This is a genomic window from Kordiimonas sp. SCSIO 12603, from assembly GCF_024398035.1.
GTDB lineage: Bacteria > Pseudomonadota > Alphaproteobacteria > Sphingomonadales > Kordiimonadaceae > Kordiimonas.
Window position 1 is genome coordinate 666,677 of sequence record NZ_CP073748.1, and the last position, 11,789, is coordinate 678,465.

At 46.2% G+C, this 11,789-nt stretch carries 10 protein-coding genes; 4 read left to right on the top strand and 6 right to left on the bottom strand.

All coding sequences use genetic code 11. The annotated features are described in order from the left end of the window. Positions 1 to 20: 20 nt before the first annotated feature. From KFE96_RS03065 to KFE96_RS03075, 3 genes are all read right to left on the bottom strand, one after another. Positions 21 to 1,046, bottom strand: a complete 1,026-nt coding sequence (locus KFE96_RS03065; RefSeq protein ID WP_255834539.1) for an alpha/beta hydrolase — start codon at positions 1,044 to 1,046, stop codon at positions 21 to 23. A 76-nt stretch (positions 1,047 to 1,122) separates the two neighbouring features. Then, positions 1,123 to 2,697, bottom strand: coding sequence for a M56 family metallopeptidase (locus KFE96_RS03070; protein ID WP_255834540.1), 1,575 nt, complete (start codon positions 2,695 to 2,697; stop codon positions 1,123 to 1,125). Then, positions 2,687 to 3,058, bottom strand: coding sequence for a BlaI/MecI/CopY family transcriptional regulator (locus KFE96_RS03075; protein WP_255834541.1), 372 nt, complete (start codon positions 3,056 to 3,058; stop codon positions 2,687 to 2,689). The genes KFE96_RS03070 and KFE96_RS03075 overlap by 11 nt, the downstream gene beginning before the upstream one ends. A 227-nt stretch (positions 3,059 to 3,285) precedes the next feature. On the opposite strand from KFE96_RS03075, the gene KFE96_RS03080 reads away from it, so the two are divergent. Both KFE96_RS03080 and KFE96_RS03085 read left to right on the top strand, forming a co-directional pair. Further along, positions 3,286 to 5,685 (top strand): RND family transporter, encoded by a 2,400-nt coding sequence (locus KFE96_RS03080; protein ID WP_255834542.1) that lies wholly within the window; start codon positions 3,286 to 3,288, stop codon positions 5,683 to 5,685. Then, entirely contained in the window at positions 5,685 to 6,425 is a 741-nt protein-coding gene (locus tag KFE96_RS03085; protein WP_255834543.1) for an NTP transferase domain-containing protein, read from the top strand. Before KFE96_RS03080 ends, KFE96_RS03085 begins: the two co-directional genes overlap by 1 nt. Here the strand turns inward: KFE96_RS03085 and KFE96_RS03090 are convergent. From KFE96_RS03090 to KFE96_RS03100, 3 genes are all read right to left on the bottom strand, one after another. Next, positions 6,397 to 7,854, bottom strand: coding sequence for a lipopolysaccharide biosynthesis protein (locus KFE96_RS03090; RefSeq protein WP_255834544.1), 1,458 nt, complete (start codon positions 7,852 to 7,854; stop codon positions 6,397 to 6,399). The two genes, KFE96_RS03085 and KFE96_RS03090, sit on opposite strands and share 29 nt — an antisense overlap. Next, complete coding sequence (locus KFE96_RS03095; protein WP_255834545.1) at positions 7,851 to 8,750, bottom strand: CDP-alcohol phosphatidyltransferase family protein; 900 nt, start codon at positions 8,748 to 8,750, stop codon at positions 7,851 to 7,853. Before KFE96_RS03095 ends, KFE96_RS03090 begins: the two co-directional genes overlap by 4 nt. Positions 8,751 to 8,832: 82 nt before the next feature. Further along, positions 8,833 to 9,990, bottom strand: a complete 1,158-nt coding sequence (locus tag KFE96_RS03100; RefSeq protein ID WP_255834546.1) for an inositol-3-phosphate synthase — start codon at positions 9,988 to 9,990, stop codon at positions 8,833 to 8,835. Positions 9,991 to 10,126: 136 nt separating this feature from the next. On the opposite strand from KFE96_RS03100, the gene KFE96_RS03105 reads away from it, so the two are divergent. Both KFE96_RS03105 and KFE96_RS03110 read left to right on the top strand, forming a co-directional pair. Further along, positions 10,127 to 10,705, top strand: coding sequence for an RNA polymerase sigma factor (locus KFE96_RS03105; RefSeq protein ID WP_255834547.1), 579 nt, complete (start codon positions 10,127 to 10,129; stop codon positions 10,703 to 10,705). Between the two features lie 62 nt (positions 10,706 to 10,767). After that, positions 10,768 to 11,787, top strand: coding sequence for a FecR domain-containing protein (locus KFE96_RS03110; RefSeq protein ID WP_255834548.1), 1,020 nt, complete (start codon positions 10,768 to 10,770; stop codon positions 11,785 to 11,787). The last annotated feature ends 2 nt before the right edge of the window (positions 11,788 to 11,789 follow it).

The following is an 11,789-nucleotide window of genomic DNA, read 5'->3' on the forward strand; positions in this document are numbered from 1 at the left end:
GCAAAGGCAGCTCCTTATGTCTAACTATAGAAATGTTTCAAAAGCCGCTTTAAATCTTCAATGTAATCATTCAGGTGTGGTGCAATATCTGGATCATTTTTACGGTCAGGATTACTGAAATATCTCAGTAGACCTTCAATATCCCCTTTTGATGGCGTGACTTTAATTCCAAGCTCTTTTGATAGTTGTGCATAATGAGCGACAATGCCGTTATAGCCTTGTTTCCTGAATTGTGGCATGGAGAGATTATAGCCCTCATAAATAAAACTCAGCGCATCAATGAGACCCGGAAGAATAAGAGACCGGTGTGAGGCATTTCTAATATCGCCTATATCCCAGCGCAGCCCTTCAGGTGTGGTTTCGTTAAAAATCTGCTGCATTCTCAAGTATTCATTTTCTATCCGGTAATACTCATCGCTGCCCAGGCTTGCGTAAAATACTTTATCGTTTGTGTCATGAGTTTTGAGAAACGTGCGCATATCTTCAAGCACAGGTTTTCCGTGATGATAAGAGGGGCTGAGAGCAATGAAGCTGTTGAAGAGATCAGGTTCATGAATGAAAAGATCTGTAACAAAAAGCCCGGCTAAGGAGTGCCCGACAATTGCTTTGGACGGTGTGGTTCTATAGGTGCTGTTGATATAAGGGAAGATGTCTTCCTTTAGAAAGCGGTGAAAGCTATCCATTTCCTCTCTGCGAGTATCGCCATCATAGGGACTATATTCAAAACGGGAATTACCACTATGTGGAATGCCTACAACAATGGTTTCCGGGATATTTTCTTTGCTCGAGAGAAAGTCCACGATCTGGCTGGAAATCAGAAAGTTTTCTGGACGGTTTAATACATATAAAACCGGGTAAGTACGCTTCTTCTCTTCTGAGTAAGAAGATGGCAGATGGATATAGATTTGCTTTTCTTTTTCTAGATGTTCAGAGGTGATTTTTGCTGTTTCATATTTAAACGATATGTGTTCGTCAGCATGCACAGGCGGGTTTAAAAGCAGCAGCACAAAGAATGTAAATAATAAGGGTTTCAGTGAATTCGGCATAAGTGTCTCCTTTCTTCAAAGAGGAAATCTTTGAAGGTGTTGGGTGATGAGGTTTTGGTTGGGAAAAGTCGGTGTGTTATTCGAGCTGGATCAAATACCGCTCTATGTCATTCCGCTTTTGGCGTTTTGCTTCTTTAAGGGCGGTGGTATGGCGTTCTTGATGATTACGTTCTTCTAGGCGGCCAACGGCTTTCGTATCAGCCCCCGCGCGTACCAGCATTTCAACGATTTCCAGTTTACCAGATGATACGGCTGCTATCAGGGCAGAGCCTTCATCATCAACAGGCATATTCGGATCAGCCTTATGGGCGAGAAGAAGTGAAACCATATCCGGATTAGCTATCTTCGCGGCTGTTGCAAGCGGGCTGGCATCCATTTCAGGCACAAGTGCGTTAATTGTTGCTCCGTTCTTTAGAAGCTGGGCAACTAGCGCAATATCTTCCCTTTCAACGGCTGATAAAAGCGGAAAACCCTTGCCTCTGGCAGAGAGATTAGTTTTAGCCCCGTGTGCCATCAGAGTTTCTGCCATTTTTGTATCACCACGGGATGCAGCAATAATAAGCGGTGTGCCGTAAGGTGAGATACTGATATTTGGATTTACACCGCTTTTAAGAAGTTTTGCGGCTTCTATAGTATCACCTTTTTGAGCTGCTGAAATCAGCGCCAGTTGGTCTGCGGAGGCGAAGGTGGCAATGGAAGGCGTTATTTGTCTTAACTGCTTGTTCCAGTCTGGCAGGACAGCGGCAAGAGTAATGATGGAAATTGTGCCCAATGCTAGAAGGTTGTTCACTTTTTTAGGGCCATTTAGGACTTCCAGCTGAATAGCCTGAATACGTTCTACAAATGGGTGTTTTTCCCGGCCCGTCCAAAAACAGTTGAGGGCGTTTGGAACAAGTTCGCGGTGGGCGTTCAAAAGGGTGTTTGCATACCGTTTGCGTGCCTTAGGGAATTGCCGGAGCACAGCTGCATCACACGCCAGTTCCTGATCCATAAAGAGTTTCCCAGCTGCATAATGAACCAGTGGATTGAACCAATTGATGAGCTGGAGCAGGGCGGTAATACCATTAACAAGTGGGTCTCTATGTTTTTGGTGCACCCGCTCATGGGTAAGGATCAACCGCTGTTCTTCGGAACTATATTTGGTGTCAAAATGTGGTGGGACGACGATTTTAGGTTTGATCAGGCCTATGAGTGCAGGACCAACGGCTTCTGTATTTGATTGATAATACCCTTTGCCTGAGTTCTTGATTGGTGAAAGTAATGTTTTCAGGCGTCTTTGTCTGATAGCAAAAATAGCGGCTGATAACACGAAACCTAAGACCCATAGTGTTATTGCTGGCGTAGCAATGCCGCTGGGGAAAAAGCTGGAAATTGTTTGCTGGATGCTTGATGTCGCAACAGGGGTTGGAACAACTTCTTCAAGAAGAAATTGAGCATAGATCGGTTGTGAGGCTGCCTGTTGCTCCATGAACAGTGCGGCAAAAGGCAGGAAGTATATCAATAGGGAAAACGGCACAGCGAGCCACACCATATAACAAGCTGATGCCCCCAAATGCCGACGCACCTGTTTTCTGATCATCAGCACCAGAAGGATTGCTACTGATAAAACCACGCTGAAGGAAATAAGTGTTTCCAAGGTACTATTCAGCATCTTCAATATCCTTGAGCAGTTGCTTCAGATCAGCAATATCTTGTTGTTTCAGACCATTTTCCCCAACGAACTGGGATACAAAGGGTGCCAATTTGCCATCAAAAAATCGGCCAAGGAATTTCTGACTTTCGGTTTTCACAAATGCATTACATTCAAGAAGTGGTCGGTACAGATATTGTCGATTTACACGCTCAGCAGAAATAGCTTCTTTTTTCAGGAGGCGATTGAGCAGCGTGCGAACGGTGGCGTCACTCCAGCCGTTAGGTTCGGCTGTTTCAGCCACCACCTCATGGGCCGTGAGAGGGCTTTTGTTCCAAAGCGCTTCCATGATGATTTGTTCTGCATCGCTGATTTTAGTCATAAGTTACTACTTCTCTTATCTATTACGCCTGTAATATTACGTGTGTAAAAGATGGAGTCAAGAATAATATTACGTTTGTAATAGTTGAGGGCGAGGCAGGCATAGAGGCTCTAAATACCTACTGTGATTTTATTTCGGAGGTTAGGGTCTCCTCGCTCCGTTATTCACTCTGAAACGCAAGTTTGTATGAGTTGAGGTAGCGGCTAATGACATTATTGAGCAACAGAATGGCTGAGCTGATTTGTGTTCAGCACAAATTGGTGTTGCTGCTAGCTGTTGTTCTGCTGTGGGTCTCATTTACGCAGATTGGCAATCTCAAGGTTTCCACTAAACTTGAAGCCTTGATGCCGGAAGGTGCAGCGAGTGTGAAAACGCTCCAGTCTGCTATGGAAAAGGCTGGTAGTTTTGCTTCTATCCAAGTGTTAGTGCGCGGTGAAGATCAAGCAAAAGTACAAGAAGTATTGTTCATTCTTGAAGCGGTTACTCGGCCGTTATTATGGAGTGAAAGCGTACAGTATTTTGAAGATATTTCGGTACTTGAACGGCATAAGCTGTTGCAGCTCAGTGTACCTGAATTAGAGAAACTGGAAACCACACTTGAGGAAGAAATACTTTCTTCAACGGCACGAGCTTTTAAGGAAAAAACTGGCATTCCTATCAGTATAACGCTTGTTGGGAGCGGAGTTGAGGCTTCGAGCGAAATAACCGAAGAAACACCGTTTGAAGAAGAGCAAACTATTGAAACCGAGCAGCGGTTTATCTCTGATGATGGACTGACGCAGGCGCTGGTTATCTGGCCGAAGCCGGGTTTTGAAGGGCTTGGTGCAGCCAAGAAAATGATTAGCGATGTGGCGTCTATCATTGGTGCGCTTGATTTGAATGCTGAGGATAGCGGTATCCATGTGGGTATCGCTGGGCGTATCAGAAACAAAGTTGCTCAGTATGATGCAGTGATAGGGGATGTGGGCACCGGGCTTGGCAGTTCTATATCCTTAATCGTGTTGTTGTTGCTCGTTTATTACCGCAGATTATCTGCAGTTTTCCTTATTATCCTGCCGCTTGTGGTTGGCATTATTTGGACCATCGGCCTGACAGCTGTTGTGGTAGGGGGCTTGAACCTCATCACTATCTTCCTTGCACTTATCCTTTTTGGGTTGGGGATCGATTTCGGCATCCATAATTTCAGCCGTTATGAAGAATTAAGGGCAAAGGGTGAAACCCATATATCTGCCCTCGGCGAGGTGATTGGGCATACTGGAAAAGCATCCCTGATCGCGGCTGTCACTACAGCTAGTGGGTTCTTGTCGCTTATGCTCACAGAGTTTCGGGCGTTCCGGGAATTTGGTTTTATCGCTGGCAGCGGTATCCTGCTGATTTATATTGCTATGTACACAGTGTTCCCTGCACTGCTTACATTCTCTGAGCGTTATATCAACTGGCAACCGCGTAAGAAGAAACAGAATTTCACTAATGCTTTTTGGGGATTAGGCGGAAAGCACAGCCGAAAGGTATTTCTCTGTTTGTTACCGATGGTTGTTATCGCGGGATATCTGGCACCACAAATAAGCTTTGAACGTAATTTCAAAAACCTTGAGGCAGCGAAAAAAGCTGATCATCAGTGGGCTGTAACTCAATCAAAAAATATCTTCAAAGGCGGGCACGACAGGGCTGTTCTGGTTGTGGAAAACCTTGATGAAGTGAAAGCTATTGAGGCCTATTTTGAAGAATATGCCAAAGCGGATACGGAAACACCTACAATTGCGAAGCTCACAAGCGTACGTAATTTTGTGCCTGACCGTACAGAGCAAGCGGAACGCCTTGAGGTAATTAAACGTATGTGGAGCAGGCTGGAAGAAAGCGGGCCTGTACCAGAAAGCGTGGAGGACAAAGCTAAATACTTACAGATTGATACATTTGGTGTCGATGATCTGCCGCCCGCTATGCGCCGAGTGTTCCTGGGGGATGAAAGTAAGCCCGGATATCTGATGTATATCTATAATTCTGTGACCATGGATGACGCACGATTGGCGGCACAGTTTTATGATGACGTAGCTTCCTTCACAGTGAATGGAAAAACCTATCATCCAGCATCAGAGAGTTTTATTTTTGTCGAGATGCTTCAGCTCATGAAAGCCGATGCAGTGAAGGCCGTGCTTCTTGTGGGCAGTATTACCCTCCTCGTTGTTTTCATGTTTGTACGTTCTGTGAGTGGCACGCTGGTTATTCTGTTGCCGACACTTGTTGGGTTGCTTTTCACAGTGGCTGTAATGGCATTCTCCGGTATCCAACTGTCCATTATCAACATGGTGATTATCCCGTCACTCATCGGTATTTCGGTTGATAATGGTATTCACATTTACGAGCGGTTTCGTGAGGGTGGCTCAAGTCTCACAGAAGTGATGGCCACGACGGGCAAAGCGTCCAGTATTACGACGCTTACGACACTTCTTGGATTCGGTGGTTTGATCACGGCATCAATGGGCGGGCTCCGCTCTATGGGGCTGTTGGCGATAATTGGTTTCACTATGTGCCTGCTCCTTACATGGGCGCTTCTGCCGGCGCTGCTGAAACTGAAGAAACCAGCGAACCCCGCACCTTCTACTCCCTACCAGTTAAGGACACTATAATGACAAAAGACCTGCTAATTGTTGCTGCAGGAATGGGCACACGGCTCAGGGCCAAAGGCAATCTAAAGCCGCTTGTTGAGCTTTGTGGCATTCCGCTTATTGAACGGGCACTTGAAAGTGCGTTCGCTGCGGGCTTGAGCCGTGCGGTTGTTGTAACAGGCTATCATGCAGAAATTCTTGAAACCTTTCTTGAAAGCCTTTCAAAGGACACTGGCTGGCATATTGAAACCATCCATAACCCTGATTTTATGTATCCAAATGGTCTGTCTGTCCTGAAAGCGGCGGAGAAGCTTTCAGAAAGTTTTGTGCTTTCTATGTGTGATCACTTCCTTGAACCTGCTCTTATTGAACAGCTGCTTTCTGCTGGTAAGAAGCAGGATGAAATAGCATTGGCGGTAGACGGTAAATTAAACAACCCGTATGTGGATTTGGAAGATGTAACCAAGGTGTGCACCAAGGGCCGTTATATTGCGAATATCGGGAAGGAAATCCCTCTCTATAATGCTTTTGATACAGGTGTCTTTCACGCGGGGCCTGCCTTGTTTGAAGCGATTGAGAAAAGCGGCAGAGACCAGAATGATTATTCCATCTCAGGCGGAATGCTGGAGCTGGCTAAGGAAAAAAGAGCGGTTACAGTGGACGTTTCAGGCCATTTCTGGATAGATGTTGATAGCCCTGAAATGCACGAAATGGCCACGAAATGGCTTAATTCTAACCAGCCCTTAATCGCTTCCAGATAGTTTTATCTTCTGCCGTTAGGGATGTGAGGCGAATTACCCCCAGATAGAGAGCAATGGCTGCGAAAATATATATGCCGAAGTAATCAGGATTATAAATCGCAGTCTCTTGTTTCATAAAGCCAAAGATAGCAGCAATGAAGAACGCCCCAGTGAGTGGTTTTAAGAAATTGCTGCTTAAAATGGTGATATTCAGTTTTGATTTCAGCTTCCATAGGCGCATCCCTGCCAGGCTGACCATAGCAAGCATAAACCCAAATGCCGCGCCTTCGGCCCCCAAAAAATACGAGAATGAGATGATGGCAATAGTTTCTATCATTAGTGCCACCATAATCAGCTTTGGCGGTGTGCGTGGTGCTGCATAAACGAGAGCTGTTTCTCCAAGGGCGAAGCTGCCATCAAACAGTTCAGCAATGAGCAGCAGGCTCAGCACCAAACCGCCAACATAAAATTGTTCTCCAAAGACAGCCATCAACTCGTTTGAGAACAGAATGAACGGCACAGTAAGGGCAAGTTGAAGTGTAAAGACCCAGCGGCAAAACCCGGATAGTTTTCTGCCAGTGGCTTTTCGTTTGGCGCCATGGTGCAGTTTCGCCAGCACAGGAGCCATCATCGGTTCAAACAGTTGGTGGATTTTATGGGGTACAGTTACAATTTGCTGCGCCATATAATAGATGCCTGTTACGCCGTGGCCCGCAACGAGCGACAGCAACAGAATATCAATGCGGCGAAACATCATGATGCCAATATCTGTAATACCTACTGGAAGGCTTTTCAGGGGTATCTGATAAAGTGCTTTAATCTCGATTTGGGTATGGAATATAGCGCTGAAACTATAAGCTTTATTAAGGCCAATACCGATACCAAAAGCAGCCGCCAGCGCCGATATAGCGTACGCTGAAAGAAGACCTGCTTCTGAAGGTGAAAGCCAGTAAAAGAGGGTGGCTGATATTAAGAAAGCCCAGGGTTCAAAAATGCAGCGCGCGATTACTTCCCAGCGGATAATGCGTTGAAAGCGGATAGCTGTGCCAGCCACTTCCGCAAATACAATTGCCGGGATTGCTACAAGAAGCAGGATTGGCAGTTCAATATCGGTGAATAGATATTCCCAAAGCACTCCAAAAACTATGGACATAAAACTGGCAAGCAGCAGGGAGGAAATAAGAGCTTCTTTGACGATTTTTGAGGCTTTGCCTTCGTTGTATGGATGGCTCAGAATATCTAGAAGACTACGTTTCAATCCGATTACTGCGGCTGCAGCCAGAATTTCCGTGAGCGCTGCAACTTGCCCTAAAACACCGAGCGCTTCAGCGCCGTATAATTGACCTGCAAGCAGCATCAAGATAAGCCGCGCAATAACGCGGCCACCAAACCCACCAAGAGACGCCAGAGCGCCTCTGAGGATATCCTGAATATCTGAGAGGGTACTCATGCGGGTGGGGCGGTGAAGGTGTTAGCGTATTCAATCAGGGTTTTTTCTTGCTGCCATTCAGCGATGATTAACCCCAACATTATGATGTTGAATAAGATCAGTTCCACTGCAAAATAAAGTGCGGGTTGACCCATAAAGGCGAAGATAAAAATAAGCAGCGTACGATTATTTGCATTAAGTAAAGCCCAGGCTTTCACCATGGGGATAGTGCGCATGATGACAGCACCTGCCACACCTTTACCCCACTGAGTTTCGCTGAGTTCCATTAGTTTGCAGTCAAGCCCGTGGTCAGCCCCAGCAACAAGTTTTTGGGCTTTGTCGTAGAGCGAAGCGAGGAATGATTTTTTCCCATTTATATGAAGGAGTTTATCTTGCACTGATGTGCGGTGAAGGCCTTCTATTCGCCTTTGGTATTTTTGGCGACGTTCTTCATAGCCTGCGGCCTGTACCGCATGGGAAATCCCGGCCCCAATTACCAGCCACCAGACATTGGGGGAGTATCCCGTTTCTACGAGATGGAGAGCGAGGGAGATATATACCACACTAAATACAACATGATCACAGATACCGTCGATGATACGGCCAAAAGCACTAGTCTTCCCTGTGGCGCGTGCTAGTTTGCCGTCTGCACCATCAAAAACATGCCAGCCGATCATGGCGAGGAAACCGCCAATCACATAAGGCGTTTGCGGTAGATAGTAGTATAGATAGGCTGCAAGAAAACCGCATCCCATACCCATAAATGAAATGATGTTTGGGCTAAGTTTGAGAGCAATTCCTATCTCTACTACTAACTCTGAAAGCGGATGGATAAAATACTTATTAGAGGCATCTTCAATGGAATTGGGACGACCATATTCTGGCGGCTTTACGAAGGTGACTTTTGTTTCGCTCATTTGAAGCCTCAATAAAAAAGGGATCTGCGGGAACCGAAATGCAGAAAGGGATGGCTCCCGCAGAAAGTGCCGTTCCTGGGCGTTAGCTAGCGAGGGCCGCTAACGCTTCCGGAACGGGTACAGTGGTTACATTAGAGCCTTCGATGAAGGCTTCTGTCATCAGGCGGGCAATATCATCTGTATGCTGGATTGGAGGGTGTTTACAGAAGTAAGCTGATGGCCCTTCAACAACACCTGCGATGCCGCGGTCCAGGGCAACTTTAGCACAGCGAATTGTATCAATCGCAACACCGGCTGAGTTTGGCGAATCTTCCACTGAAAGACGAAGTTCCAGGTTCATCGGCACATCACCAAAGAGGCGGCCCTCCATGCGGAGGAAGCATACCTTGTTATCATTTTGCCATGCTACATAGTCGCTAGGCCCTACGTGAATGTTTTCATCATCAAGGCGACTTGCAGCAACTGATTGAACGGCTTCTGTTTTAGATTCTTTCTTTGATTCCAGTCGGTTCTGGTTTTTCATGTTGAGGAAGTCAGTATTACCACCTGTGTTCAGCTGGTAAGTGCGGTCCATCGCCACGCCACGTTTAGCGAACAGATCAGTGAGGATACGGTGGACAATTGTTGCGCCAAGCTGGGCTTTGATATCGTCACCAATGATTGGAATACCTGCATTTTCAAAGCGTGCTGCCCATTCTGGGTTGCTGGCAATGAAAACAGGGATATTGTTTACGAACGCTACGCCAGCTTCAAGAGCACATTCCGCGTAAAACTCTGTCGCTTTCTGGCTGCCTACTGGTAGATAGTTCATCATCACATCTACTTCAGCGTCTTTAAGCGCTTTTACAACAGCTTCTTTGCTTGGCTGTGTATCAGCAGCGGGCATGAAACGGCGCTCATCTGGATAGTTTTCCATATGATCTGAATAGCCATCAAGCATATGGCCCATTTGAACAGCTACCCCCTGATGTGGGATGTCTTTCTGGAAAACAGCTGTGCAGTTTGGTTCAGCGAAAATCGCTTCTGATACATCTTTGCCCACTTTACGGCTGTCGATATCAAAAGCGGCGGTGATCTGAATAGCAGATGGCTTATAGCCACCCAGTTCACTGTGCATCAGCCCTGATGCATCTGTCTCACGGTCTTCGCCGTAATAATAGATGCCCTGGATAAGCGAGCTCGCGCAGTTACCCATGCCAATAATTGCCACATTTATTTTTTTGTTTGTTGGTGCAGTCATAAAATTCACTCCAAGGCTAATTCCTGCTTTGGGTGAAAAACGGAGCAAGTGAAAACCCACCTCCAAAGTTTTTTAGAAAAATGTCATAAGCAATTCATGGCTTCCTAAAAAATTATGGATACGCTAGAGTTTAGCCATGTTTGATTGGATTAAAAACAAAACCCTACGTAAGGGCGGTGACGAGGTTTGCAGCAACAAATCCTTTGAAGATTTGTTCCGTCTGCAACGTGGGCCATTACTCCGTTTTGTGAATGCTAAAATCAAAAATGAAGCTGAAGCAGAAGAAATTGTGCAGGAATGCTTTATTCGCTTCCAAAACAAATATGATGCAGAAACGACAGGCTCGCCAGAGGCACTTTTAGCGCGTATTGCCCATAATTTGTTGATTGATCGGGTGCGGGAGAAGAAGGCCAGAGCTGCACGAGAAGATGCGTGGGGTAAACTCCATACAGACGGTGCAGTGGATGCGATTGGTGGCTCTGAAAGTATTGATCCTGCCCGCGCGTTATCCGCAAAGCAGCAGGTGGAGGAGGCCTTAGGGGTTATTGAAAAGCTACCAGATAAAACCCGGCAGATATTTCTGCTGCACAGGTTTGAAGGGCTAACCCATTCTGAAATATCAGAAAAAACAGGTATTCCGAAAAGTACCATTGAGAAACATATGATTAAGGCTATCAAGGCCTTGTCTGATTTGAAAAAAAGAGCAGCACCGTAAGAGTTTTTTTGGAGGCAGGCTGATATCTACTTCGTTAGATATATGGGCATAGAGTGAAAAACATGGCGAACGATCTGAAACGTATTGATCAGAAACTCATTGATGAGGCAGCCGAATGGCAGGCGAAGCTTGCTGGCGGCGCTTTGTCTGATGCGGAACGCGTGCGCCATATGGAATGGCTCCTTGAAGATCCAGCCCACACTGATGCCTTTGAATATGTGCAAGAAGCTTACGTGGGTGTTGGTCAGCATGAACAGCAGATCAGAGCAGCCTTTGCAAGTGATCTTAAGATACCTTCAAATCAAGGGGCAGTAGCTCCCAAGCCTATGAATGCTAGTTGGGTGTGGCCAAAGTTTGCCACGGGGCTTGCTGCTGTAGCTGCCCTGCTTTTTGTCGTGTTTTTCCCGCAAACGCCTTTTTATGATGCACCGTCTGATCCTCATATCTATTCAGCTAGCACGGATGGTTTAAAAAATGTAAAATTGATGGATGGTTCACGGGTAACCCTTTTTGCCGGTAGCCGTATTTCTGTGGAAATGGATGATGGTGCACGCAATGTAGCGCTTGAAAGTGGTCGTGCTTTCTTTGATGTGGTTTCCGATAAAGACCGGCCTTTCTATGTGAATACAGGTGAACGGCAAGTGCGTGTTGTAGGCACGCGCTTTGAAGTCTTGAAAGCAGATGGGTTTGACCGGGTTTCGGTGAATGAAGGTTTGGTTTCGGTGGCGTCGCAGGCAGGTGAGGAGAAAACTCCAGCAATCCTTATAGAGCCGGGCACTGTTGCGACTTATGCATCTACAAGTGATGAACCAATTCTCAAGGAAGTAGACCCAACCACAATAGGGAATTGGACTGAAGGGGTGTTGCGGTTCAAAGAACAGCCAATCAGTGAAGTACTTGCACAAATTCAGCTGATTTATCCGACCATTCATGCGGTAGTTACAGCTGAAGGAGATACAGTGTTTTCCGGTACACTGGTGGTTACAGAACCAGAGACAATGCTTCGAGAGTTAGCGGAATTCACAGGCATGGAGTTGAGAGCTGATAGTAATACCTACAGTCTTAACCCTAAGCAGCAATAGAG

Excerpts from the sequence above, each read along its gene's own strand:
- KFE96_RS03065 (WP_255834539.1), bottom strand. The coding sequence starts at position 1,046 with ATGCCGAATTCACTGAAACCCTTATTATTTACATTCTTTGTGCTGCTG.
- KFE96_RS03070 (WP_255834540.1), bottom strand. The coding sequence starts at position 2,697 with ATGCTGAATAGTACCTTGGAAACACTTATTTCCTTCAGCGTGGTTTTA.
- KFE96_RS03075 (WP_255834541.1), bottom strand. The coding sequence starts at position 3,058 with ATGACTAAAATCAGCGATGCAGAACAAATCATCATGGAAGCGCTTTGG.
- KFE96_RS03080 (WP_255834542.1), top strand. The coding sequence starts at position 3,286 with ATGGCTGAGCTGATTTGTGTTCAGCACAAATTGGTGTTGCTGCTAGCT.
- KFE96_RS03085 (WP_255834543.1), top strand. The coding sequence starts at position 5,685 with ATGACAAAAGACCTGCTAATTGTTGCTGCAGGAATGGGCACACGGCTC.
- KFE96_RS03090 (WP_255834544.1), bottom strand. The coding sequence starts at position 7,854 with ATGAGTACCCTCTCAGATATTCAGGATATCCTCAGAGGCGCTCTGGCG.
- KFE96_RS03095 (WP_255834545.1), bottom strand. The coding sequence starts at position 8,750 with ATGAGCGAAACAAAAGTCACCTTCGTAAAGCCGCCAGAATATGGTCGT.
- KFE96_RS03100 (WP_255834546.1), bottom strand. The coding sequence starts at position 9,990 with ATGACTGCACCAACAAACAAAAAAATAAATGTGGCAATTATTGGCATG.
- KFE96_RS03105 (WP_255834547.1), top strand. The coding sequence starts at position 10,127 with ATGTTTGATTGGATTAAAAACAAAACCCTACGTAAGGGCGGTGACGAG.
- KFE96_RS03110 (WP_255834548.1), top strand. The coding sequence starts at position 10,768 with ATGGCGAACGATCTGAAACGTATTGATCAGAAACTCATTGATGAGGCA.